Here is a 25,033-nt window from a genome sequence, read left to right on the forward strand (position 1 = left end):
GAGCAAAAAACTTTATCTGACCTAAATTAAGGCAAAAAAATATCCCTTTATAAGACAATATGAAGCTATTCAATTGACCGAAAACGACTTATAATACAAGCCCCTAAATAAATTTAGGGGGATCATTAATTTTTAATTTTTAACTTTTAATTTTGAATTCGGAGCGAAGCGACGTGACAATCTACTTTTATAGTACTCGTGAAGAATATGGTTGTTTCTCCAATTTTTCCCCCCACGGCTTTGAATTAGATGGATTGTATTGGTCAACTAGCGAACACTACTTTCAAGCGCAAAAGTTTGTGGGTACGCCTCATGTAGAAAAAATCCGCCTAGTTAAAACACCCAAAGATGCAGCAAAAATGGGGCGTGAGAGAACCCGTCCTCTACGTCAAGATTGGGAAAATGTTAAAGATGACATTATGCAGCAAGCTGTACTGTGTAAATTTCAAACTCATCCAGATATTAGGAATATTTTACTTTCCACAGGCAATGCAGAAATTGTTGAGAACTCCCCTATTGATTTTTACTGGGGTTGTGGAGCCGATGGTAGTGGGAAAAATATGCTAGGAAAAATTTTAATGGAGGTGCGAGAGATCCTGCACCATACATACAGTGCAGATGTTGATAATAGAAATTGTAAATAATATTGTTGCGATGAATGGTTGCCTCAATGTAGTAAACCAGCCTGATGAAAGATGCATCCTGGTTTTGGGAACACTAGATTTAGCACCAGACTTGCCTCAAGACGAAGGAATACAGATCGAAAAATATATTAGAACTTGTATTGATGTTTGAAAAAACCAGTACATAAGCTGTTCCATATTTAAATTGCATAAGTTGGGTGGGCAAGATGCCCACCCCACAAGAGTTATGTTTAATTCGATTATGCAAATTAGATGTTTTTTAGCTTATCTATTCCCTTATTTCCTGTTCCCTTCCTATCGCGCTTGCGCTGCACTTCTCTGCGAGACGCTTTGCGAACGCTTACCACGCAAGTGAGTTCTCTGAATCAAATCGGATTGCTATAGTTCCCCCGCAACTACCCATAACATACCTAAAACTAGTGAAGCGTAATACAATTACCCATGAATTTGACTCTGGTTCACAAGCAGAAATACTACCTCCACAGGAAAGTGATGACCATTCATCAGAAAGTTCCAAGCTATTAAGGCAAGGAATTCAACAACAGCAGGCTGGTGAATTAATAACGGCCATGAAGTCTTTACAACAATCCTTGGCACTGTTTCAGGCAGCGGGGGATTTGCAAAAACAGGCACAGGCACTTTCTTTTTTAGGATTGGTAACTTACAGCGCTGGAGACTACAAAGGTGCTATTTCCTATTCCCAACAGTGTTTGTCTTTGCTTAATAACACCTCAGATTTAACATTGCAAATGCAAGCACTTTCCCATTTAGGTAATGCCTACCGTCACCTGAATGATCATGAAAAGGCAATTGAGTTTCTAGAAAAGTGTTTGAAAATAACGCAACATCTGCAAGATAAACGCAGTCAAGTGGCAGCACTGAATAACTTGGGATTGGTTTATAAAGCTTGGGGCAAATTTACACAGGCAATTGAGTATCAGCAGCAAAGCCTAGAGATTGTGCGGGAACTTAAAGATAATTGGGGGGAGGAACAGGTACTCAAAAATTTGGGTAATGCTTGGTATGCTTTGAGCGATTACCCAAAAGCGATCGCCTATTATGAGCAATGTGTAGTTATAGCACGCTCCTTAAAACATGTTCGCAGTGCTTCTCAGGTGCTAAAGAATCTGGGTCATGCTTGTTATACATTAGGTGATTATGCCAAAGCCATTCAGTATAATGAAGAGCGGTTGCAATTAGCCAAAGAAATTCAAGACCAGCGTAGCGAGGAACAGTCTTTAGGTAGTTTAGTAATTGCTTGTGAAGCTTTGGGTGACTATCACAAAGCAATTATATATTATGAAGAACGTTTGCTCTTAGCTAGGAATATCAAAGATCGTCGCAGTGAAGAACAAACTCTTGCTCGTCTTAATGCTGCTTATAAAGCCTTGGGTGATTATGCCAAAGCTATGGAATACCAGCAGGGAACATCTTCAAATAATTTGTAATTCGTAATGGGAATTTAGAAAGAGCCACAAAACGATCAATTCTCTCTCATTGTCTTTTGTTGCTGGAGACATGCGAGAACTTCTAATGTATCCACTTGGGGAAATTCCACGTAAAAATTACTCACACTCCAAAAGGGTTCCGGTGTTTCCAAGATGATTATGCGATCGCCCCACTGCTCTAACCAGGGTAGCAGTTTTTGTGGCGCTACTGGAGTACACAGCCAAACTGCTGCTGGAGAAAGCGCTTTCAGGGCAATTGCCGCTACCGCGATTGTCATACCTGTAGCAATACCATCATCAACTAAGATCAGCGTGGCATCCCGTGCATTGAACTGCGGACAAGCAGAAATTAATTGAGCTTCAAGAGACTTAGCTTGGTTTATCGCTTTATTTAAAGCCACTTCCCGCCATCGCTCATCATGTTTAAGGCGAAGTAGCTTTTGATCGGCCCAAAGAACATTTCCCGAAGTAGTTACTGCACCAATTGCTAACTCTGGATTTTCTGGATGGCTAATCTTTTTCGCCACAACAATCGTCAATGGACAATCCAAAAGACGTGCTATTGGCGCTGCTACTGGTATACCCCCTCTTGGCAAAGCATAAACAATTGGTACGGGCTTTACCCCAGAATCAATAGTTTGCTGAGTCAAAACATCATGAATCACTTGCGCCAATAACTCACCTGCATGGGTGCGATCGGCGAAAAGTGGGGTATGTGACATAGTTTCCCCCAGCATCTTAGGACGGCACTGCTTTTATCATGACTGAATTTTGTCTGAAATTAACTGATACAATCAGATTTATATAAATAACTAAGTATTTACCAAAAATCTATTTACTTTAATAAATTTCCAGCCAAAACGATATTTAACTCAGACATAACAACTGGCGCTGATGCCAAAATCCTGATTTTCATGAGCAGCGAAACCCAACTCAGCCTTTTTGACGACTCAACCTCCTTTAACCAACGAGAACTGATTCCGACAGACGCGAAAATTCCCATCACTGCCGGAACTTATGCCAGCATCACAGAGTTGACACAACATTGCGATCGCTGTCACCGTTGTCCATTAGGAGACACTCGAATTCATACTGTTGTCGGACGTGGCAATCTCAAAGCCCCAATTATGGTTATCGGAGAAGCGCCAGGTCAAAATGAAGATGAAACCGGTTTACCATTTGTAGGCAGATCGGGGCAGTTGTTAGAAAAAATTCTCGCCTCTGTGAATCTGACTACTGAAGATGATGTATACATTGCCAATATCAACAAATGTCGCCCACCAGATAATAGAGTTCCCACTCCTATAGAAGTGGCGGCTTGTCTACCCTACCTACTAGAACAAATTCGCTTAGTTGACCCCAAAATAATCTTGTTAACAGGTGCAACAGCTGTCAAAGGTATCACTGGAGATAAGCGGGGGATTACAAAAATTCGCGGACAATGGCTGGAGTGGGAAGGGCGTTTATGTATGCCAATTTTTCATCCTTCCTACTTGCTGCGTAATCCTTCTAAAGAAAGAGGTGCGCCGAAATGGTTGATGTGGCAGGATATTCAAGCAGTGCGTGCCAAGTTAGACGAAATTAAAAATAACAGCTAATGTGGTGAACTTGCTCAAAATATTTAGTCATGCCTTGAAGTCGTCAAAGGAATAGTGTTTTAGCTCCATTAATCATGTATGTGGAAGTTTTATCAGCTTCAATAGACGAAAAACCACTCATCCAGCAGATGATGGAGCTTTACCAATATGACTTTTCAGAGTTTGAAAACAAGGATCTTAATGAGCATGGTTACTTTGGCTATCCATACCTAGATTACTACTGGATTGAGAGCGAGAGTGCTTCGCACAGGCTTCGCGAACGCTACCCTTTCATTGTGCGGGTTGGGGAAAAGCTTGCCGGATTCGTTTTGGTGAATCACTACACTTACATTCCAGGCAGTCAGTATTCAATCGCAGAGTTCTTTATCTTACGAAAGTACAGACAACAAGGAATTGGTAAAAATGTTGCCTTTCAAACCTTTGATCGATTCTGCGGGAAATGGGAAATCCATCAGATAGCCACAAATGTCGTTGCTCAAAAATTCTGGTGTCGTGTGATTGCAGAATACACAGCCGGAAAATTTACAGAAACGGTAATGGAGGTTGACGATTGGCGAGGAACGGTGCAGTGCTTCGACAATACTGATAGCGTGCAGTAGTGATATGAGTAATTTATTGAAAATGTAAGTTTTATCGCTCTTTTATTACTCTCATTAGATTAAATTTGAAACCCTATGTTGGTGTTAGTCCGCGCAGGCGGACTTTGTTTGTGTAGCCGCGATTTCTAATCGCTTGGATTATTCTCTCTCCAGAGTCATAGAAGAGCGTTATCATACTGCCAGTTTTGTAATACACTTGTAGTATTCAATTACCTGAAGAGGTTCATCGGTGATGGCAGCCGTAGAACTGGAAAATTTATCCAAGACGTTTACTCTGAGTAGGGGTTGGGGACGCAACCGCACTCACAAAGAGATTGTCGCCGTAGATGGCATTAGTTTGAACGTTCCAGATGGTCAAGCGATCGCCTTCATTGGCCCCAATGGCGCGGGGAAGTCCACTACAATCAAGATGCTGACAGGGATACTACAACCGACATCTGGTACAGCCAGGTTATTGGGATTAAACCCTTGGCGAAATCGGCGTGAACTAGCGTATCAGATTGGGGTGGTGTTTGGACAGCGATCGCAGCTATGGTATCATCTACCTCCCCGCGATACCTTAGAGTTACTGGCGCGAATCTATAATCTTAATCGGCAAGAATATATTAAACGTCGTGACCAACTAGTTGAGCGTTTTGAACTCAACCCGTTTTGGAATACCCCAGTACGTAAATTGTCTTTAGGTCAGCGGATGCGAGCAGAAGTAGCAGCCAGCTTACTTCATGCACCTAAAGTACTATTCCTTGACGAACCCACAATTGGACTAGATGTAATTGCTCGTCAGGAATTACGCGACCTCATCCGGGAGTGGAACCGCGATGAGGGAGTAACAGTGTTTCTCACTAGCCACGATGCAGGCGACATTGAACAAGTAGCGCAGCGAGTCGTAGTAATTAATCACGGGCGCGTAGTACTTGATGACAAAGTTTCGGCAATGCGTCGCCAATACCTTGGCTCAAAGATTATCAGCGTCAAATTTCATACCTTCCCCGCCCAAATCAGCCTCCCAGGAGTGACACAACTCAAAACGGGCGAATATGGACTCAAGCTGGAGGTTAATACCCGCATCACATCAATTGAAACCGTGATGACTCAAATTCTCCAGGCGGGTTCGGTGGCTGATATAGCGATTGAAGACCCACCGCTAGAAGAGGTAATTGCACACATTTATGCTCAGGCAGCCTCATAATTCAGTGAACAAATATACCTGGATTGGCTGGACGGCAGCTCGCTCCAACCTGGCTTATTTGGGAGAAGTTGCTTCCAGAGGAATTTTTTTGTTTGTCATTCTCTACATCTTTTTACAACTGTGGCGTGTCACCTATGCCGAGACGGATGCTGAACAGTTGGGAGGTTTAACACTGGCTCAGATGCTTTGGTATCTGGGTATCACTGAGTCTATTGTCCTCTCCAGCCCCCAAGTTGCTTTAGAGGTAGACGAGGATGTACGGACAGGAGCGCTGGCAGTGCAACTAATACGCCCTCTATCCTATCCTTTGTATCGCCTGTGGACTACTTTGGGAGAGCGGACAGTACGCTTTGGGTTGAATGTTGCGATCGCATCCTTAGTTGCATTACTATTTGTCGGCACAATTCCTCTAAATTTAGGAGGAATTTTATTATTCGTAGTGGCGCTACCACTGGCATTTGTACTAGATTTTTTGGCAACCTTCTTAGTGGGCTTAGGAGCTTTCTGGCTGGAAAATACCACCGGACTAATGCTCATTTACTCTCGGTTGACGATGATTTTGGGTGGGATGCTGATTCCCTTGGAACTACTACCAGAAACCTGGCAGCCAGTACTACAAGCTCTACCCTTTGCCAGTATTTTGTATGGCCCAGCGCGTTTATTTGTGCATCCAGACCTAGCTTTTGCCGGTCAATTGTTAGTGCGGCAGGCAGTTGCTATCGGTGTGCTGACTCTCTTAGTAGGCTTTGTGTACCGCACGGCAGTTAAACGTATCCACGCACATGGAGGTTGATATGTTTTGGCGTTTACTTTCCTACCTACAATTAGCTGGCGCTTATATTCGCCTCAATCTGAACGCTCACTTAGAATATCGCGGTGCATTCCTGACGCAAGTAATAGCGATGGTACTGAATAATCTAGTGTGGGTGACATTTTGGGGGCTATTTTTCACACGCTTTCCAGTGCTACGCGGCTGGACGGTACAGGATGTAGTTACTCTCTGGGCGATCGCCGCAACAGGATTTGGTCTAGCTAATACTATCTGCGGTAACGCTATGCAACTGACAAGTTTAATTGTCCAAGGACAGTTAGATGTGTGGATGTTGTACCCTCGTGCCCTTTTACCGCACCTACTGCTAGGACGGATGAATGCTACATCTTGGGGAGATATGCTGTTTGGGTATGGGGTTTATTTGTTTTTTGTCAAGCCTGATGCAGTGCATTTGGCGTTGTTTACTGGGTTGACAGTTTCAGTGGCGACGTTATTTGTCGGCTTTAATATTTTGACAGGTAGCCTCAGCTTTTATCTGGGCAATTCCGAAGGACTGACACAACAGTGGCGAAATGCCATGCTTACCTTTAGTACCTATCCAGCGACTTTGTTTGAGGGAACCGTGAAGCTACTGCTGTACACGTTGATTCCGGCGGGATTTGTGACTTATTTGCCGATTGAGGCATTGCGATCGCTATCTTTAATTCATGCTTTCCTAGCTGTAGCTGGATCAACTACCGTGCTGTTGGTTGGTGCAGGTGTGTTTTACCACGGTTTGCGTTGCTACTCCTCAGGAAATTTGATGCAGATGCGAGGTTGAGTTCAATATTGGTGAGTTTTCTACTTTTTACTCCAATTCAGCAATATTTCGCTCTCTCTATTGCTTTTAGTACGCAATAACGGAAGGATTGCCATCTCTAACTATTATTTATCCATTAAATTTTACCCCTAAGTCAACACTTAGGACTGCTTCAATCTTACGAATGATTCCTTCTGTCGCAGGTGCTCTTAAATTTTCAGCTTCTAATTGATACCAGTAGGCGCGACTAATGCCAGCCTCCCGACAGATTTGCGAGAGAGAGCGTTCATCTCTCTCCCTCGCCTGCTTTATCCGCTTTCCAATATCTGGAAAGTCCTGTATCACTTCCACTACTCGCTTAACTTGCACTACTATCGTGGGCTTAATTCTAAATCATGATTTTAGTGTAAGTTGTCTACAGATATTTGACAATTGTCTACAGACAATAGACAATAATAAATGCAAGTAGGATTGCGAGAAAATATGATAAAAACCTGTAAGGTATCCTTCAAAGTTCTAAGCAACTTCGATCCCAGCAATTACTCTAAATAGCTTGCTAGTGGTTTGGACAATTTCGACTCATAATCAGATTCTATAATGTTTTGTCATGTCTAAATTCTTGTCGAGCAAAGCTCTGCATAGTTTTAACACTGTTGAAATTAACTCGCCCAAGCAGCTTGAGCTATTTTCAGAGAAGACAAGTTTTATGTCGTCAGACCTGTTTGACTTAAGAAGCATTCGCCTACTGGTATCTAGACTTCATGATATTCTCCGTGACAATGATAGCCAGAGCAACATCATCAACCGCTTTGACGAAATCACTAAACTGGTCTTCGCCAAGATTATGTCTGATAAAACTCACAACAATGGAGCATCCACACCCCTCTCTCCTTCTGAGCTTCCTGTAAATCCCTGCGTCGTCCGAAAATACTATCAGCATCTTGCACACCAGCACAGCAACGTTATCCCAAAACAGTTTAGTGAGCTTAATTGTTCTGATAGTACAACCGTGAAATGTGTCTTAGCCCTTCAATCTTTCAACTTCGCATCTACACAATTTGATATGAAGGGATTGGCTTACGAAGAAGTTGTTCGTAATACTTTTGACAAAGGCGATCATCAACAGTTTTTTACACCGCCTCATATTGTTGATTTTATTGTCTCTGCTTGCCAGCCTTATATTAAAGGTGATGTATGTGATCCAGCATCCGGAACGGGTGGATTTCTCTCTAGCATTGCAAGACATCAAATAAATTATTCATCCCTTACAAGTATTGAGATTGATGAGCGATTGTCTTGGGTTTCGGGAATTAATATGCTTCTTAACGGAGCAAAAAACATTCGTACAGTCTTTCTACCTTCTGGGGGAACTCTTGGTGAGCAAGCCAAACAATTCTTTTCATGTTTCGATACGATAATCACTAACCCACCATTTGGCAGCGATTTCACTGAGCCTGATGTTTTAGAAACATTTGAATTAGGATCAGGCAAATCATCTCGTCGGCGTGGAATTCTCTTTATTGAACGCTGCCATGCTCTTTTACGTGAAAATGGTACACTTGCCATAATTCTTGACGAAGGTGTTTTGAATTTGTCTCATGCAACTGATGTCAGACAGTTTATGATCAAAAATTTTGATCTAAAAGCTGTTATAAGTCTGCCTGAAACCGCATTCATGCCGTATGCTACGGTTAGTGCCTCCATTTTAATAATGTCTAAAAAAACATCCACTGATAGCAATTGTTCAGTATTTTTTGCTAAAGCAGATAAAGTTGGACGTAAAACAAGTGGGGATGAAGATATTCGTTACGAGAATGATGGTAAAAGTTATCTCAATAGTGATCTTCCTTCACTATTGAATGCTTGGCATAAATACCTTAAGGAGGGTCAAACTCATGAGTCAGAAAACATCTATATTGCTGATATTTATTCTAACTTTATCAAAAAAAATAATGGATATCGTATTGATTTCCAGTATCATCACCCATCTAGGAAAAAAAGCCAAGAATTAATTGCTAGTTGTATTTATCCATTAAAGCGTTTAGCTGATATTTGTACAGAAAGGAATGTCTCCGTTATTCCATGCAAGGAACTCTCTGGTGTAATTATTCGATATACGGGGTTAGCAAATATTCAATCAAATACGGGACGGTTTGAACAAGACCCAACTCCTGCTGACTCATTGAAAAGCTCAGTTAAAATGTACCAACCTGGTGATATTGTTTTTGCAAAAATGCGTCCCAATCTGCGAAAGGTTGTATTAATGAGCTTTGCAGAGCCAGGTTTTGTATCATCGGAATGCTCTGTTTTTACTGTCAAGCAAGAGCCTGATGGTAAATATCTGATTGACCCTCTTATACTAAGCGTTTTGCTTCGGTCTGACTTTGTTTATGGGCAAATTATGCATTTGGTAGCGGGTATTGGTCGTCCAAGAATTAACTCGAAAGAACTCTTGCAAGTAATGATTCCGCTTCCACCTAAAAATATTCAGGAGGAAATTCACCTCCGGTATTTGAGTCAGCACCAAAAAGTAGAGAACCTCAAATCGGATATTGGAAGCTTTCTAAACCGCTCTCAATTAATGCTCACATCGTCAGTACAAGAACTAGTTTCTTCTTTTATTGGAAGCCCAAAGACAACATCTCCTATGCCTATTGAGAATAAACAAATGGTGTTCACTCCTGAAAACTTGAGAATCTTTCTCAAAGGGGAGTCCAACCCTCTAGATACATTGTCTTGGTTAACCAACTTCTTCTTGCCAGAGGTTGTTAAAAGACTGAATGAAACTGATGTTAGGCGTAGGCTTGGTATATATACTGGGGAAAAAATTCCAGAAAATGAGAGAAACCTTACTGATGTACGCAATCGCGTCAGTCTAATCATCGAGTATGAATTAGCGCGTTTAGCAACTCGCATTCTTGAAGATCACGAGATTGAAGATATTTTCTGGAGTTATGTTGTCGCTAACCGTTTCCCTGATTTAGAAGTTCGCACATCTTCAGGCTCTCGCGGTCTTCGGGTTGAGGTTAAATGCCTTCAAACCATTGCTGAAGAAAAGTCTGCTAACTTTGATACTTTGAGGAAAGATATTCATCCTCTAACCGATTTTTTGATTGTTTTTGCTTGGGACTGGAGGTATGACCCTGAAGATGTCACTTGGGATCGAGCGCCCTTTATTCATCATGCGTATGCTTTTCATGCATCTTCACTTGCTTTACTGCGTGATTGGTACTGGCTAAATTGTCCCCCTAATGATTTGGGTAATGGATTGCAAGGCTTTGACCTTAGATATGCTGTCAACTGCAAAGACGGCAGATATAACGAGGAAGAGGGCAATTATGGTAAGCTTCTACGGATATGGCAAGAGGGCTTTAAATATGAACCCCCTGAGTCGGATCTAGTTCGCCGGACTATTACAGACTATCTTGCCTTTAAGAATGGAGTAATCAAAGCAGGTCTAGATACTTTGGCTCATTTATTTTTACCTGGGCTTTCTGGAACTACTGAGGTTGTTGCCGTCCTCTACGAGAATGAACGAGTTGGTTGGCAGTCAGGCGAAGTTTGCTTCTTATTAAGCTCTGCTGTTTCAACACAGAAAAAACAAAATTTAGTTCTCAGCCAGCTAACAGTCAGCAAAGTTTACTTACTTACAGATAAATATGCTTGGAGAGAATTTGAGTATAAAAAAGGAAAATTGACATTGAAGCGAACAGGGAAAAAACCAAAGCGGCTTATTCAAGCGAATAAAACTCCGTAGGATCTGACTCCGCAGAGTAAACTTCAGCAGATTCAGGTTCAGCCGGGTCAAGGCGGAAATTAACAACTGATTGGCAGAATTGAAATACCCACTCGTTGAACTCCAAGCCTGAACAATGATTCATGAAGAGAGTTATCTGTTCGACAGTTAATGTAGCAACCAATGTTTTTTCAAAGTTGTATAACTCGCATTTGCTTAAATCGCTATCTGTAGGTAGGACATGAAAAAAGTATCCGCCTCGATTAGTATGTCCCTCTGTACTACGAATGCAGATACTAGCTCCCTCTTGGCGCTCCCTCAAAATCTTTGAAACTTGGTCTATAGAAACTGGAATATCTGTATCCATACTGACTACAGGAGGAAAGGGAATATCTTCAAACTTTTTCTTAGGCATCTAAATTATTTGTCTAATTGCGTCTGTCTAAATAAGTGGATATTCTCCTAAAAGATATAGCCTGAAAACTTTTCCCTCTGCTAGGATTTGAATCACTTAGCATTCTTTTTGATACCTTGCCATCTTTCTCGCAGCCGTTTCAAGTTAGGCGTATGTCCACCATAACGCCAGCTAACATAGGCTTGACAAATTTCATCTATTACCTCAGCGGTTGCTGGGACATGATGCTGGTATGATCCTCTGGCATACTCTAAAGGTGTTTGTGCTGGATGTTTGCCTAAACCTTTTTGGGTTGTCCATTGCAGCATTTGTTGATAAAGGCTTTCCATTGCTGGCAATTTCTTTAACCATCTACGGTTGCGCCACTCTTGCCATTGTCCCCAACCCAGCCAAGCAAAGAAAGCTGCTGTAGTTGCCAAGATTAAGCCAGTCAATACGCCAAACCAACCTTGAGAGAATAAAGCTAAAAACCAAGCGATCGCTCTAATCACCCACTTAAATATTGTCTCAAATACATTATTCAACAAACCCGTCACCGGAGAAGGCAACCAGCCAGCAACCCAGTTCCACAACTGACGCAACACACTAAAAGTCTGAGTGTCTTCAATAGATGGGGGAATTAGAGGATGATTGGGAATAGGATCAAAGGCAAACCAACCATATTTCGGAAAATACACTTCCGTCATTGCATAAGCGTCAGTATTACGGACAACATACAGCCCTGTAAATGGATTAAATTCTCCCGCACTAAACCCTGCTACTAACCGTGCTGGGATGCCAATGGAACGCAACATCACTGTCAGAACTGTTGAAAAGTGGTCTGGATAGCCCCCCTTTTGCTTAAACAAAAAAGTTTCTACCAAGTCTTCTTTTTCACTCAAATAAGGCAGTTCTAATGGATTTTGGGGAACAGAGTAGCGTTGCTTTAAATATTGAGCTAAGTAGAGAGCTTTTTCGTAGGGTGAATCCAGTCTTTTCGCAGACTTCGAGACTTTTTCTTGATTGTAGTTAGCGAGGATTTCTTCGGTATGTTGCCGAACTTTTTCAGCAATTTCGGGAGGAATTTGCAGATAATGCTTTTTAATTTGTTGCGGATATTTAGTAGAAGCTTCACCTAACAAACTGCGATCGCGGTATGGTACTTCAGAAACTACTGTGTAGGTGAGTCCTTGTGATAATTCTACAGGCGATCGCAATCCGTCTTCTTTATCAACAGCGATCACTGGTGCTGGAAAATAAACTTCCTTGGCATTAGCCATCGCTGGAATGAGGTTAGGCAAATCCGACACCACTGTATAAGTTTGTACTACCTCTTGGGTTTTAGCAGTGAGTATAGATGGGGGAATAAAAATTTGGTAAGACCAAGGCGATCGCCTAACAGTCATAACATCTTCATTACGGGAAACTTCCCATCCCTTACCTGTATAGTGGTCAAATCCTAATACTCGCCAAAAACCCTCAGCTTGCGATCGCACCCGCATTACAACCTTGGGTTTCATCTCACCCCGCAGGTTTTGGTTAATTTGGCTATTAAAACCGTAATAAAAGTTATTATCTACTTTACCTGGTTCACCAGTTTTATTTTGTCCCGTACCACTGCTACCACTGCCTTGATTCTCACCTTTACCTTGGCGGACATAACCGGGATTAATGATACTACGTCCTGTGAAATTACCTTTGACTTGAATACCAGAACTTACAGGAAAATTCCGTAATTGATAGCCGGGAAATCTAGGTAAAACAGCAAAAATTGCCAGTCCCAAACCGACAATTAGCAAAAAAGTTAGAATTAAAAATTTAAAATTAATAGTTGCGGAATTCTTCTGATTGAATTTTTCCTTTTGAGTTTTTAATGGCTGCAAACCTAAGCGTGAGCGGTAATCTAATACTAAAGTTGGCAGAGCGATCGCTAAGAATAACAGCAGCACAGGTGCAAATGCTAAAGTCTGACTGAGGGTTCCTGCCACACCCAATAAAATCAATCCGATAACAATCGAATAGCCCAAATTTTTGCGGCGGGGTGTATCAAAGCTGTGCAACACCTGGAGTTGAATTAATAACTCTGCCAAACCCAACCGCGTATCATTTAACTCCCCCACTAATTGCCCAAAGAAAGCACCCAATGCTACTAACATCCCAATGGCGATGCCGAATTGAACAGCGACATTGCGATCGCGGCGACGATAATAACTCCAAATCGCACCAACTACACTCAGAGGTAACGCCCAAAAACTGAATGAAGTTTCAGCAGCAATATCCGTCGCCACAATTCCCAAAATAACCAACGCTAGCACCAGCACCCGCAAAGAAATAGAATCTTCCACTTCTATCAAAGGCGAACCCTGCGGATTTTGCCGCCAGAAATTACCTACAGGGAGACGCCAAAACCGATTCATCCTGGATAAGTTAAACATTTGAGTCTAGTAGAAGCAATGATGTAGATGCAAAAAACACAATGCGGGGGACGTAATTGCCTACCCTACTACTGTGTCAAAAAATTTTGGATTTTGGATTACCGATAGCGGAGCGTCCTTTGGATTGACCCCGATTTGCCTCAAGGATTTTAAATCTAAAATCTAAAATCTAAAATTGGCACGGTAAAAGAATGATAGATAGGGGGTAGAGATGGAGAGAAACGAGAAATGGGTGACGCGGTGAATTGAGAAATAATCAAATACTTTCTCAATATTCCCATGTCCCCATATACCCGTGTCCCTGTGTCTTTGTAATAACTGCTTCTCGTAGACACCCTAATGACCGTTTGTTGAAAAATAGGATGAGCTTCAAAACCAGGAAAATCCTCTTAATATATATCGGCGTTGATTGACGTAGTGTGCTAGCGGTGGAAATTTAAACTAAATCGTGGGATTAATCACAAACAACAACGACTGTTCGTCTATTTCTGGAAACTCAACTTCCAGAGTATAAATTGGGTTAAGTTGCTCGCAGCCTAACTCTACATTTAAGTATCCCGAAGTCGAAGATGTTGTCATTGCTAAAGTGCCACTTCCCCGTAGTGTCAAAGTTCCTTTAACAGGTAACTCAGCTTGAACAAGTAACTTCGTAAGTTTACCTAGAGATTGATACTCTACTCTGATATTCAAAGCACCAACACTGGTTAGCCATTGTCTTTCTACCACAGGACTAGTTTTTGAAACTGGTAGAGTCAAATTTTCCAGCAGTTGTTTAGCTGCTAGCAATGACAAAGCCATTTGTTGACGCGGTTGTAAATCTGAGTAATCGCTCTGAATAGCGGGCATTGTCTCCAGAGTACTTGCAGAACGATAGGTGCTTCTTAGCACCAGTCCAGCTATGTCATTTAATGCTTGAGACTCATTGGGAAAAAAGTTCTCCACCACTTGAACTAATTTTGCCCCCAACGGCACTGAAGATGTCACTAAAGCCTGACACTGTTCTAGCAATTGCTGGAAAACTCTTTCCGGCAAGCGAGTTGGCAAGGTCAACTTAGACTGTTGTACCATCCATCCCCAGCTAGGAACGAGTGTCATTGACGGCTCATCAACAAAATCAGGATAGTCGATTAATTGTGTTTCCCAGGGAAACAACGGTGGGTGGTCTTGGGCTTGGATTTGTAACCGGCGCTTAAGGACAGCTTGAAAACGATCTTGCACAGTAGGAATTTCTCCCAATTGAAAGGTCTGGGGTGTTCCTCCCAATTTTGGCTCACTGCTTTTTGAAGCAGTGGCATCATTGAGGAGGCTTTTTACCCCGTCATTTTCCTCACATTCTACCGATCGCTCATGATTTTTGACATCATCTGTCAATAACCAATCGAGACATCGGTGTTGTAAAGATTCTGAGTCACTATTCATGAGTAGATGCACCTGATCCGGAAACTAATGAGTTACGAATTTCCCAAGCTTGCTCAAGCAGCTTAAACCATCTTTTTTGCAGTTGTGCCATTGACAGCCCTAAAGTTTTTGCTATTTTTTCATCAGCTTGTCCTTGTTGCTTCAACTCTAATAAAGACCGTTGCTTATTGTCCAGCTGTGCTGTGTAGACTTGCCATTGCTGCGGAGTTAAGCCCAAATTTGTATGCAGAGAAGCTTCCAGCCATTCGTGAACTAATTCCCAACGGTGCAACAGAGCAAACCGAATCAAATGATACTTAAAGCGCTGTTGCAAATAATCTCTCTGACGAGGGGTTAAACCTAAAACTGACTCAATTTCCTGTGCTGATAAATCCTGGAGGCGGAGAGAAAAATAATCAGCGCAGTCAGATTGTTGTCGTTGTTCGAGATAATTCATTAATTCCGTAACCACAACGGAGCGCAAGGTGTCTTCTTCAGGTTCAGGTTCGGCTTGCGTTGCCATTGTAGAGCGCAATTGATGTACTGCTGGTTCTTCCCAAGAACCATCACCTTCATTATTGCTACCCTCTGAGGCTTGTTCTATATCTACGCTGGTTTCTGGGGGCTGCTGTTGAGAAAAAGTTTGGGCGCGCAGGATAATTAGTTGCTGCTGACGACCTGGTAAGGGAATGCGTCGCTTGCCGTAGCGCTCAGTAAATGCCATATACTCGGACAATTCCAAGAGCGTTTGCGGGCGATAAGTTGCACCGAGTTGATTTTCTCGCCGGAAAGCGTTCAACGCTTCCAGATAAAAACTCTGGAGGAAATCTTCAATGATCGTCAGCCGCCCTTGATAGCTCAATTGCCTCTGAGGAGGATTAATATATCGATAAACAATTGCACTCAGAGTACTGTGTAATTCGACCCTGCCCCGATTTGAACCCAACTGATAGTACCTGAGACACTGTTGCAGCCGATGCCGAGCCAGGGTCAGCGCCGAGCTTTCTACAGTTCCAGAAGCTTGGATACGTTTGCTTTCATGACAAATCCGGTAGACTTCGGTGGTGATACGTCTTGCTACGTCGTGGCAATTCTGTTCCGAAGCTTTGGTTGACTGCTGAAACTCCTTGGACAGGAGTTGAAAGATCACCTCCACGCCTGTAGAATTTTCTCCCAGAATAGTTGCAGATGGAATAGTTGCGGTTGCGGCTGAATTCATAGTCTCGGTTTTCAAAAGACCCTAACTTACTTAAATACAACCTGTAGGACTTTGGGTATTGGCTTTTTTGGTTTTACGTATAAGCTAAACGCAGACCAATCCTACTATTGAGGATGTGGCTGATTTTATTATTCCCAATTCTGATGGGATTGTTCGCACTTGATAGATGTTATTGCCGTTACCCAGGAGCCGTATACAAGTCATTATGGATTTAGAAGCACAAATTCAATTGCTGATTGACAATGCACCCGACGATGGTGTGACACCACATCTTGTTGCAGCAATTGCTCCTGCCCTTAGAGCGATCGCTCAAAAATTACGCTACTCCCAGTATTATGTTCTCCAAAATTCGGAGTCAAGCTGGGTTGTAACTACGTTGAGCAATCGTGCTAATCCAGGATTGGAAAAGCGCGTTCTTTACGCTTTCCCTACCATACAGGATGTCTCTCTAATTTCCCCTGCTGGGCTTGACCCTCAAATGCTAGCTAAAATTACTCCTGTCACCCATATTTTGTTCCAAATGGTGGCATTAGAACCCGTAGATAGTATCGTTTTTTTGGAGACGCCGGGTAAGACCACTCATACCGTTGAAGTTCGGCGAACTGAACTAGAAAAACTCATGCAGCAACACTTACGACAACTGCGATCGCCAAAACAGATACCCCCTGATATTGCATAGAAAAAATTTGGATGTGGAGTTTTTTAGATACAACCCCACATCCAAAATTTTAAATCTCAAATTCTTTAAAAAAAGTTTTCTAAATCAGTGAAAAAAGAAATTTTTTCTTTCCCTTAGATCATGCGACTGGTTCAAATTTCGGTGAAACCTAAAATTTGTTAAAAAACAGTTATCAGTGAACATTTTTCAGTTTTAATTTCGCAGTGAACCAGAGTTTTACACTTAAGAACTTCCAAATAAAAAACTCTACTTTCTACCTGGTAAATAGGTGGGCTGAATTAAATATCAAACTGCTTTAGTGTGTTAAAGCGTGACTAAAGCACAATATTTTAGGTTTTTGATGTGTTACGAAAGCCATAACACACCAAAAACCTATAGGACTTACGCACGAGTTATGGAATAAAGAACCGCAGAGGCACAGAGACACTGAGAAATCAGAGGTTGAGAGATATTTTGCGTAAGTCTTATCCTAAATCCATACTTTCTACCTGAAAACTGACAACTAAATTTAATAGAGGCGACTCAGTGTGTACTCAGCTATGTTAATCAATGCCTGGTGAGATTCTGAGGGTGGGAGAACTGCAAGATGTTCAATTGCCAACTTAGCATGGTGAGCAGCTAACTCTCGCGCCTGCTGTATACCTTCACTATCTTGAATCAATTCTAGTGCTTGCTCTAAATCTCCTTCTTGAGCAAACTCTCGCTCAATCAGCACTTCCAAAGATGGTTTTTGGGCTAAAGCAAATAAAACGGGTGCAGTCAGATTACCGCTTTTGAGATCCGAACCCACTGGTTTACCCAAGGTATCTGTTGTACTGGTGAAATCTAGAATGTCATCAACAATTTGAAATGCTATACCAAAATGACGACCATAGCTATACAGATGCTCAACAGTTTCTCGTGAGACTTCACTGAGTAACCCAGCAGCTTTAGAACTGTTGGCGATTAACGAAGCTGTTTTGTAATAACTCTTCTCAATGTAAGTTTCAATAGAAATACCAGCATCAAAACGATTTAGTCCCTGCTGAATCTCCCCAGTAGCCAGATCCATAATGACTTCTGAGAGCAGTTTCACCACCTCCAAATTGTCCAAGTTTGCTAAATACCAGGACGATTGGGCAAAGAGAAAATCTCCTGCTAAGATGGCAATGCGGTTCCCGAACAAACTATGAACAGTAGGAACGCCTCGCCGCACATCTGATTCATCTACGACATCATCATGTACTAAGCTTGCTGTGTGAATCATTTCTGTAATCTCAGCAAGGCGACGATGACGGGGTGTAATGTCTTGTTCTAACATTGTTGCCCGCGATATTAGCAGGACAATTGCTGGTCTGATACGCTTTCCCCCAGCACCGAATAAATGCTCGGCTGCTGCAAACAGAATGGGGTGGCGATTTCCAACTAGCTGCTTTAGGTTATCTGCTAGTAGTCGCAGGTCTGCTTCCACAGGGGTAAACAGGGAGGTGGCTGGGGTCATGGATGGGCGGACTCTGACTTAGGTTACGAAAGTTTACATATCCTATACTCATTTTAAGATAACCCTGTGCCAGCGCAAAGTTTTCATAAGGTAATCCCCTTTTTATGAGTCTATGGGTGATAATTAAGGTTGCTAACATTTTTGTCAATAAGTAATTATGCTTAATTCATGAGAAATCAGGCTTTAAACTAACTTAAAACATGAATTCTCAGTAAATGGGGATAAATATGAGATTAAATTGTGTTAAGTATTTTCTCATCTCACTTTTCCTGCCACAGTTAAATGCATAATTTAAGCAATATCACTTATTGACAAAAGGAATATAACTTAAATGTGTTGCCAATGAGTCAGGCTAAATTTCTCCAGATTGATGGTGTAGCTCTTCAAAAAATTTGAAATTTAGCAGCCGAATAAGCTGAAAATTCAGGGTCGTTGTGTTACGCTAAAATATAGGAATTTTAAATTTTGTAAGATATTCACACCCAAAAAGTGAGTCAGCTAGTAGTTGATTCTACTGACTTAGCGTTGTGAGTCTAAAATAAATATTCGTCGGTGAGATTAAGGGAATAAATTCTTTAATTTTTCCTACGATATGCAAAACTCCTGGTTTGGAGCTATGTGATATCCCTATGGGAAGCTGCTACACGTCTTCAGCGCACGTTGAGCGCAAGCATTGCTCTTTTCACAGCAGTTTGAGCAAAAATAAAGCAGATCAAGTAGACCGCTGAGAATCGTAGTTTTAGATTGCTAGACAGCAAGCTAACTACTGTGGGATCTATGGTCTGCAAGAAGTCGCATTAGATTATAAATTCTTTGTCCGTAGATGATTTTATCTCTATAGGTAATTTTACCATAGGAAACTACAGCCATCAAGAATGCACTTGATTGGTTGAGGTTCTACTAATTTTATGGAATTTTATATTCGTTTAGAAGGGTGCTAGTAGAACAATGATTTACGGAAGTATGCCTATGATGATTTTTATTTTAGCGTCTGGATATTTGTTCACAGTCTACCTGTTATTAGCACTGGCGAAGCGAACAGGTACAAAAACTGTTCCGACAAATTTTCCTTCGTCTACCGAAGGAAAACACAAGCAGGAGATATCAGTTAATAGTCATTAGTTATTAGTCATTAGTCCTTGGTCATTTGTTTTGATTAAAGGACTAAGGACTAATTAGTTTTATTGGAGTTGGGAAATAGCGATATCAGTGAAGGAAACCTCTTCAACCATTGGGGTGTAGCCTAGCCACTGGACTCCTGACTGAGAAAACTGTTGTGGACAACCGCTGACGGCGAAACGAGTTGGTAATGGTAGATGAGTATTTCTTAAGCCTAACAAGTCTAACTCTTGGGCGCAAGCTGCCACAACATGAACAGCTGGATCAATTAATTGGACTTGAGAGGGGAGGAGCGATCGCAGTATTGGTGTAAGGTGAGGATAATGGGTACAACCGTGAACTAAGGTATCAATTTCTTGCTCTAATAAAGGCTCTAGGTAAGCTCGTGCTACTTCAGTCGTATATGGGTCATGAATGCGGTTTTGCTCAATCAGTGGCACAAACTCTGGACACCCAACTTGCCAGACTTGGACATCAGGAGCAATTTCGAGTATGGCGTGCTTATAAGCATTACTCTTGGCTGTAGCTGGAGTGGCAATTACACCAATACGCTTTCCTTGCTGCACCGCAGCTTTTGCACCCGGTAGGATTACTCCCAAAATGGGTATGCTGAATTCTTGACGCACAGTTTCTAGTGCGAGGGCGGAACTGGTATTGCAAGCCATAATTACCATTTTTACCTGCTGCTGTTGCAGCCAGGTAATAATTTCACGGGTAAATCGTAAAATTTCTGCTTGTGAACGAATTCCGTAAGGAAGTCTAGCTGTATCCCCAAAATAAATAATTGATTCATTGGGGAGTTGCCGATAGAGTTGTCGTAATACTGTCAGCCCACCAACACCACTGTCAAAGATGCCAATTGGGGCACGTTGGGGTTCTTGAACAGAAAAATCGTCAAGATTTCCTTCAAAAATGGAAGATGAATACACAGGCAGATATTAATTTAGGTTTTGGGATTTAAAATACAGAATTTAGCAGACAATCTCCAAATTGACCACTAAATTCTGTACGTCAAAGAAGTTTAAATACCACCTCTTTAATTAGTAATTTGTAGTATATTACCTCTGGTGTAAGTATTTGAGGATGCCTTGAGCGATCGCTTCTGCCATCCGATTTTGATACTCTGGTGTTCCCAATCTGGGATTATCCTCATAACCAGTCATATAGCCTGTTTCCACGAGAATAGCAGGCACGGAGTTTTTTCTGAGGACGTAGAATCTGGCTTTGCGGGTTCCCCGGTCTTTGATAGTACCGATATCCTGGAGGATGGTTTTACGCACGACTTCGGCCAGATCATAACCACTATCGTAATAATATACTTCTAACCCATTGACATCAGGGCGATTATCAACGGAATTAGCGTGAATGCTGACAAACAAAGTCGCATTGGCTCGCTTGGTAATGTCTACTCGTCCCTGAAGTTCTACGAAAAAATCAGCATCCCGCGTTAGCACTGCTTGTACACCATTTTGCTCTAAAATTGCTCCTACCCTTTTACCAATAGGTAGAATTACATTCTTTTCTAAAAGTCCGCCCAAACCAGGGGCACCTGAGTCTTTTCCACCATGTCCTGGGTCAATAACTACTACCAATTTACCTCTAGGAACGGAGGGGCGTGGCCGTGACTGGGAGATGGGACGAGGATTATCTGTGGGGTTTGGTAATTGACCTTGATCTAGGGATGGCAAGGGAGGTAAAGCAATGGGCGATGTGATACTGCTGCTACCAGAACGTCGTAATTCTAAAGCTAACAGATCATCGCCAACCTGGTTGAGTTCTCCAATTTTTACTCCGGCTGCTGGTTGAACCAAGACATTGACAGTATTAGATTCTTGTGGTTGCAGGCGTACCCGCAGGATTGGGCTATTAGGATTAAAAGTAGGGCCTGTGACTTTGGGAGCTAACTTAGCATTGTTGATGGTGATACGGTACAGACCAGACGATCTATCCCAGCCTCCTGTAGCAGATAAAGCTTGATCGGCTCTAATCAGCAGTTGTGTACCATTATTAGCCAGTTGTACAGACTGAATGATAGCAGTGGAGTTGTTACTAGATATAGGACGTTGATTGTTACTTCCAGGCAACTGGGCAACGCCACGACTAGGTAGAACCACAAAACCACCAACGCTGCTAGTGGTTGCTCGCCAATTTGGACTATTTTCATCTACCTGTAAAGTCAGACGAACAATAGATGGACTGGTTTGCAACTGGGTGAACTGGATACGGCTGACACCATAGCGATTAATCGACAAATCCCGCTGCTCTAGATTTGGTGATAAAGTTGCGCCAGCAATGTCGATGTTGATTGCTTTTTGATCGTTGCTACGATTTACCTGAATTTGAGGATTGCCACCACTTGTAGCAATGAAAAAACCATCGCCTGTGACTTGTAATTTCTCAATTTGAGTAACTCTGGCAAGAAGGGGTCTGTTGTGAGGTGGATTAACAGAGTCAGTTCTCACAACGTTGTAAATATCCCTTTGGGGGAATGCTGGTGTAGATGTTCTGGGTGAAGTTGCTGTGGCTATAGCTTGTTCTTGCTGCCCCTCAGTATTTCTTGGGGGTAAATTTTCGGCTTCTGGCGTAGGTAATTGCACTGTCCAGCGATCGCCAGTTCTGGCGACAAATTGCACTCCTTTGGGGTCTAAAGTATAACCAGGAGTCAATTCCACGACTATGCGCGTTGTTTGTTCATCAAACTGCCCAACACGGATCGAACGAATTGCACCGCCCACCTGTTGGGTTAACTGCGGACGCCCAAATGTGGTTCCTGGCAAATCAATTACCAAACGAGTGGGGTTAAAAATTAATTGTGCTTGGGGTTGAACATTTCCGAAAGTATTAATTTCCAGCCTGTTTTGATTGGCATCAAAACGCCAAGATTCTAGTTTCGCGGCCATTGCCGGCGACGATAGCATGAAGATGGTTCCAATAGTACTGGATAGTAACCAGCGTAATTTCACAGTCTTTTCTCCTGATTCACATTTATGGGAGCCGTCAACATCTCAACATATTGGCAAATCCTCACACCGTCACCGCGCCACTTGAGTTTTGCGCTGTTATTAAGACACAGCTAATGGCGTAAAATATAGCACGCTCCTCTGCTTTTGCCATGCCATTAGCCTATATATATTTGACTGCCAATTTTAGATTTTAGATTCCCGATTTTAGTTTTCTGCCAGACTAGTACCGCAAGGCGGAAGTCAAAAGTCAAAAGTGCAAAAGTCAAAAGAATTGTATTCCAAGCTCTTGCGCCATTTGAAATGGTATGTTTATTTGCGCCGTGCTGTACTAGTGTCCTGCTACACTAACACCTGTTGTAGATGATACAAATCCAAAATCTAAAATCCAAAATTTGTTGACTGACATGCATTGCATCAGATGACAATAACAAAGAAGCTACTCCTATCCCGCCGCAAGAATACTTAAATTGTTTTACTACTAAATTGGATAAAAATGGTAAAGATGAGATTTACTTACTCAATAATTTAGAAATTTAGACTAAATTACTTATCTTCTCTTTAGATACTGAAGAACACCACGAGCGATCGCTTCTGCCATTTGATTTTGGTAAGCTGAAGTTCTCAGTCTAGCCATATCCTCTCTACCAGTCATGTAACCCGTTTCCACGAGAATGGAGGGCATAGAACTTTTTCGGAGGACATAAAATCTGGCTCGTCGCACTCCCCTGTCTTTGAGAGTACCAATACTTTGGAGAATACTACTACGGACAACGCGAGCTAGATCCAGTCCGCTGTCGTAATAATATACTTCCAACCCATTAACATCGGGACGACTCGCACCGGCTGAATTGGCATGTATGCTAACAAACACATCAGCATTCGCTCGTTCTGCTAATTGCACCCGTCCTGGAAGGGTAACAAAATAGTCAGAATCCCGCGTCATAATTACTTGTATGCCATTTTGCTGCAAAATCTCAGCAAGTCTTTTACCAATAGGCAAGATCACATCCTTTTCACGTGCCCCCCCAATGCCAAGCGCTCCAGAGTCTTTACCGCCATGTCCGGGGTCAATAATAACTACTACTCGCCCATTGGTAACTCGGCGCTGTGGTTGTGTTAGGCGCTGGGGATTGGGGTTGTTTGGGTCTGGGAATGGCCCACGATTTGGCGGTGGTAGCCCAGGTAAAGCAAAAGGTGGTCTTCCAGGGAGGGCAACCACTCGCCGAGAACCTTGTATTGGTAAAGCCAAAAGCTGGTCGTCGATTTGCCTGGGTTGCCCAAGTTGGACTCCGGCTGCTGGTTGAACTAAAACAACGACAGTATTAGGTGCTTGAGGTTGCAGACGCACTCGAAGAATGGGGCTACTGGTAGCAAAAGTAGGGCCTGTAACTCTGGGAGCTAGGTTAGCATTGGTAATTGTGACGCGGAACAGACCAGAGGATCTATCCCAAGTTCCTGTTGCAGATAAAGGTTGGTTGCCTCTAATTAGCAGTTGTGTACCATTATTAGCCAGTTGCACAGATTCAATTGTTGCTGGCGAGTTGTTGGCAGATGGTCTACTAGGAAAGGAAACGGCTTCTGACTGATTGTCAGAATCATTACTTCCAGGTAATCTGACAACGCGGCTAGGTAAAACTACCAAACCACCGCCGTTACTATTAGTTGCTCGCCAGTCTGGGCTATTTTTATCTACCCGCAAAGTCAGGCGGACAACGGGAGGTTGGGTTTGCAGTGAGGTGAATTCGGCACGGCTAATACCATGTTTGTTAACGGGTATATTACTCTGCTGCGCCAGATGTGGTGATAAAGATGCGCCAGAGATATCCACGAAAATGGTAGCGCGATCGCGGCTGCGAATTACCTGAATTGGAGGATTACCACCACTGGTACGAATGAACAACCCATCACCTGTTACTTGTAAATGCTCAACTTGAGTAGCCCCTCGCGTAGTAGCAACCCTTGAAATACTAGGTTGAGGTTCTGAATCTGGGGTAACTACGCTGTAAGCACTTCTGGGAGATGAAGCTACTCTCTCAATTTCTGGTCTAGGTAATTGCACCGTCCAGCGATCGCCAGTTGTACCAACAAATTGTACTCGTTTCGGGTCTAAAGTGTAACCAGGAGTCAGTTCGACAACTATGCGTGTTGTATCTATATCAAACTGCCCAACACGGATCGAGCGAATTCCACCGCCCACCTGTTGGGTTAGCTGCGGACGACCAAATGTAGTTCCTGGCAAATCAATTACCAGCCGAGTCGGGTTAAAAACTAGCTGTGCCTTGGGTTGAACTGTTCCTACAGTATTAATTTCTAGTCTGTTTTGATTAGCATCAAAGCGCCAAGATTCAAGTCTCGCTGCCATTACTGGCGACGATAGCATGAAGATAGTTCCAATAGTGCTGGGTAGTAACCAGTGTAATTTCACAGTCATTTCTCCTAATTCACGTTCATGGGAGCCGTCAATATCTCAACTCATTGGTAAATCATCACACCGTCACCACCTAAACTTGACCTCTGATGCCTTTTTTGATTTTTAAGCTGTTATTACAGCATGTTTCAAG

21 protein-coding genes are annotated in these 25,033 nt (G+C 42.5%); 11 read left to right on the forward strand and 10 right to left on the reverse strand.

Annotated elements, in window-relative coordinates; genetic code table 11:
* The first annotated feature begins 173 nt into the window (after positions 1-173).
* The 3 genes from FD723_RS13900 to FD723_RS13905 all read left to right on the forward strand — a co-directional run bounded on the left by FD723_RS13900 (position 174) and on the right by FD723_RS13905 (position 2,092).
* Positions 174-644 carry an NADAR family protein gene (locus FD723_RS13900; protein WP_179065862.1) on the forward strand — a complete coding sequence of 157 codons (471 nt, stop codon included), beginning with the start codon at positions 174-176 and terminating at the stop codon, positions 642-644.
* Positions 645-654: 10 nt separating this feature from the next.
* Entirely contained in the window at positions 655-795 is a 141-nt protein-coding gene (locus tag FD723_RS42160; protein ID WP_218651823.1) for a hypothetical protein, read from the forward strand.
* Positions 796-1,063: 268 nt separating this feature from the next.
* Positions 1,064-2,092, forward strand: a complete 1,029-nt coding sequence (locus FD723_RS13905; protein WP_256875178.1) for a tetratricopeptide repeat protein — start codon at positions 1,064-1,066, stop codon at positions 2,090-2,092.
* Positions 2,093-2,127: 35 nt separating this feature from the next.
* On the opposite strand, the gene FD723_RS13910 is transcribed toward FD723_RS13905, so the two are convergent.
* Positions 2,128-2,814 carry a phosphoribosyltransferase gene (locus tag FD723_RS13910; protein ID WP_179065863.1) on the reverse strand — a complete coding sequence of 229 codons (687 nt, stop codon included), beginning with the start codon at positions 2,812-2,814 and terminating at the stop codon, positions 2,128-2,130.
* Between the two features lie 192 nt (positions 2,815-3,006).
* Between FD723_RS13910 and FD723_RS13915 the strand changes: the two genes are divergently transcribed.
* From FD723_RS13915 to FD723_RS13935, 5 genes are all read left to right on the forward strand, one after another.
* Complete coding sequence (locus tag FD723_RS13915) at positions 3,007-3,690, forward strand: uracil-DNA glycosylase family protein (protein WP_179065864.1); 684 nt, start codon at positions 3,007-3,009, stop codon at positions 3,688-3,690.
* A 74-nt stretch (positions 3,691-3,764) separates the two neighbouring features.
* A complete protein-coding gene (locus tag FD723_RS13920; RefSeq protein ID WP_179065865.1) occupies positions 3,765-4,289 on the forward strand; it encodes a GNAT family N-acetyltransferase in 525 nt (174 codons plus the stop codon).
* Positions 4,290-4,521: 232 nt separating this feature from the next.
* Positions 4,522-5,478, forward strand: coding sequence for an ATP-binding cassette domain-containing protein (locus FD723_RS13925; RefSeq protein ID WP_179065866.1), 957 nt, complete (start codon positions 4,522-4,524; stop codon positions 5,476-5,478).
* A gap of 4 nt (positions 5,479-5,482) precedes the next feature.
* Positions 5,483-6,271: an ABC-2 family transporter protein gene (locus FD723_RS13930; protein WP_218651824.1), complete on the forward strand. Its 789-nt coding sequence runs from the start codon at positions 5,483-5,485 to the stop codon at positions 6,269-6,271.
* 1 nt (position 6,272) lies between these two features.
* Entirely contained in the window at positions 6,273-7,070 is a 798-nt protein-coding gene (locus tag FD723_RS13935) for an ABC transporter permease (protein WP_179065868.1), read from the forward strand.
* A 108-nt stretch (positions 7,071-7,178) separates the two neighbouring features.
* Here FD723_RS13935 and FD723_RS13940 read toward each other — a convergent pair whose 3' ends face one another.
* Positions 7,179-7,418, reverse strand: a complete 240-nt coding sequence (locus tag FD723_RS13940; RefSeq protein WP_179065869.1) for a helix-turn-helix transcriptional regulator — start codon at positions 7,416-7,418, stop codon at positions 7,179-7,181.
* Positions 7,419-7,656: 238 nt separating this feature from the next.
* On the opposite strand from FD723_RS13940, the gene FD723_RS13945 reads away from it, so the two are divergent.
* Positions 7,657-10,806, forward strand: a complete 3,150-nt coding sequence (locus FD723_RS13945) for an N-6 DNA methylase (protein ID WP_179065870.1) — start codon at positions 7,657-7,659, stop codon at positions 10,804-10,806.
* Here FD723_RS13945 and FD723_RS13950 read toward each other — a convergent pair.
* The 4 genes from FD723_RS13950 to hetZ all read right to left on the reverse strand — a co-directional run bounded on the left by FD723_RS13950 (position 10,781) and on the right by hetZ (position 16,231).
* Entirely contained in the window at positions 10,781-11,200 is a 420-nt protein-coding gene (locus FD723_RS13950; protein WP_179065871.1) for a hypothetical protein, read from the reverse strand. The two genes, FD723_RS13945 and FD723_RS13950, sit on opposite strands and share 26 nt — an antisense overlap.
* Before the next feature lie 92 nt (positions 11,201-11,292).
* Positions 11,293-13,596, reverse strand: a complete 2,304-nt coding sequence (locus FD723_RS13955) for a DUF3488 and DUF4129 domain-containing transglutaminase family protein (RefSeq protein ID WP_179069145.1) — start codon at positions 13,594-13,596, stop codon at positions 11,293-11,295.
* 459 nt (positions 13,597-14,055) lie between these two features.
* Positions 14,056-15,033 (reverse strand): PatU, encoded by a 978-nt coding sequence (locus FD723_RS13960; protein ID WP_179065872.1) that lies wholly within the window; start codon positions 15,031-15,033, stop codon positions 14,056-14,058.
* The gene (gene hetZ / locus FD723_RS13965) at positions 15,026-16,231 is read right to left on the reverse strand and encodes a heterocyst differentiation protein HetZ (protein WP_179065873.1); all 1,206 of its coding nucleotides are present in this window, start codon (positions 16,229-16,231) and stop codon (positions 15,026-15,028) included. Before hetZ ends, FD723_RS13960 begins: the two co-directional genes overlap by 8 nt.
* Before the next feature lie 205 nt (positions 16,232-16,436).
* On the opposite strand from hetZ, the gene FD723_RS13970 reads away from it, so the two are divergent.
* A complete protein-coding gene (locus tag FD723_RS13970; RefSeq protein WP_179065874.1) occupies positions 16,437-16,910 on the forward strand; it encodes a hypothetical protein in 474 nt (157 codons plus the stop codon).
* A gap of 508 nt (positions 16,911-17,418) precedes the next feature.
* On the opposite strand, the gene sds is transcribed toward FD723_RS13970, so the two are convergent.
* Positions 17,419-18,390, reverse strand: a complete 972-nt coding sequence (sds, locus tag FD723_RS13975) for a solanesyl diphosphate synthase (protein WP_179065875.1) — start codon at positions 18,388-18,390, stop codon at positions 17,419-17,421.
* Positions 18,391-19,359: 969 nt separating this feature from the next.
* On the opposite strand from sds, the gene FD723_RS13980 reads away from it, so the two are divergent.
* Positions 19,360-19,512, forward strand: coding sequence for a hypothetical protein (locus tag FD723_RS13980; protein WP_179063511.1), 153 nt, complete (start codon positions 19,360-19,362; stop codon positions 19,510-19,512).
* 59 nt (positions 19,513-19,571) lie between these two features.
* Here FD723_RS13980 and murI read toward each other — a convergent pair whose 3' ends face one another.
* The 3 genes from murI to FD723_RS13995 form a co-directional block, all read right to left on the reverse strand.
* Positions 19,572-20,438 carry a glutamate racemase gene (murI, locus tag FD723_RS13985; RefSeq protein ID WP_179065876.1) on the reverse strand — a complete coding sequence of 289 codons (867 nt, stop codon included), beginning with the start codon at positions 20,436-20,438 and terminating at the stop codon, positions 19,572-19,574.
* 129 nt (positions 20,439-20,567) lie between these two features.
* Entirely contained in the window at positions 20,568-22,472 is a 1,905-nt protein-coding gene (locus FD723_RS13990) for an N-acetylmuramoyl-L-alanine amidase (RefSeq protein ID WP_179065877.1), read from the reverse strand.
* Between the two features lie 547 nt (positions 22,473-23,019).
* Positions 23,020-24,897: an N-acetylmuramoyl-L-alanine amidase gene (locus FD723_RS13995; protein ID WP_179069146.1), complete on the reverse strand. Its 1,878-nt coding sequence runs from the start codon at positions 24,895-24,897 to the stop codon at positions 23,020-23,022.
* Between the last annotated feature and the right edge of the window lie 136 nt (positions 24,898-25,033).

This window comes from Nostoc sp. C052, from assembly GCF_013393905.1.
GTDB lineage: Bacteria > Cyanobacteriota > Cyanobacteriia > Cyanobacteriales > Nostocaceae > Nostoc.

What these genes read in the sequence shown, in the direction of transcription:
- FD723_RS13945 (WP_179065870.1), top strand. Translation starts at nt 7,657, where the DNA reads ATGTCTAAATTCTTGTCGAGCAAAGCTCTGCATAGTTTTAACACTGTT.
- FD723_RS13920 (WP_179065865.1), top strand. Translation starts at nt 3,765, where the DNA reads ATGTATGTGGAAGTTTTATCAGCTTCAATAGACGAAAAACCACTCATC.
- FD723_RS13915 (WP_179065864.1), top strand. Translation starts at nt 3,007, where the DNA reads ATGAGCAGCGAAACCCAACTCAGCCTTTTTGACGACTCAACCTCCTTT.
- FD723_RS13950 (WP_179065871.1), bottom strand. Translation starts at nt 11,200, where the DNA reads ATGCCTAAGAAAAAGTTTGAAGATATTCCCTTTCCTCCTGTAGTCAGT.
- FD723_RS13970 (WP_179065874.1), top strand. Translation starts at nt 16,437, where the DNA reads ATGGATTTAGAAGCACAAATTCAATTGCTGATTGACAATGCACCCGAC.
- FD723_RS42160 (WP_218651823.1), top strand. Translation starts at nt 655, where the DNA reads ATGAATGGTTGCCTCAATGTAGTAAACCAGCCTGATGAAAGATGCATC.
- FD723_RS13980 (WP_179063511.1), top strand. Translation starts at nt 19,360, where the DNA reads ATGATGATTTTTATTTTAGCGTCTGGATATTTGTTCACAGTCTACCTG.
- hetZ (WP_179065873.1), bottom strand. Translation starts at nt 16,231, where the DNA reads ATGAATTCAGCCGCAACCGCAACTATTCCATCTGCAACTATTCTGGGA.
- FD723_RS13960 (WP_179065872.1), bottom strand. Translation starts at nt 15,033, where the DNA reads ATGAATAGTGACTCAGAATCTTTACAACACCGATGTCTCGATTGGTTA.
- FD723_RS13925 (WP_179065866.1), top strand. Translation starts at nt 4,522, where the DNA reads ATGGCAGCCGTAGAACTGGAAAATTTATCCAAGACGTTTACTCTGAGT.
- FD723_RS13955 (WP_179069145.1), bottom strand. Translation starts at nt 13,596, where the DNA reads ATGAATCGGTTTTGGCGTCTCCCTGTAGGTAATTTCTGGCGGCAAAAT.
- sds (WP_179065875.1), bottom strand. Translation starts at nt 18,390, where the DNA reads ATGACCCCAGCCACCTCCCTGTTTACCCCTGTGGAAGCAGACCTGCGA.
- FD723_RS13910 (WP_179065863.1), bottom strand. Translation starts at nt 2,814, where the DNA reads ATGTCACATACCCCACTTTTCGCCGATCGCACCCATGCAGGTGAGTTA.
- FD723_RS13935 (WP_179065868.1), top strand. Translation starts at nt 6,273, where the DNA reads ATGTTTTGGCGTTTACTTTCCTACCTACAATTAGCTGGCGCTTATATT.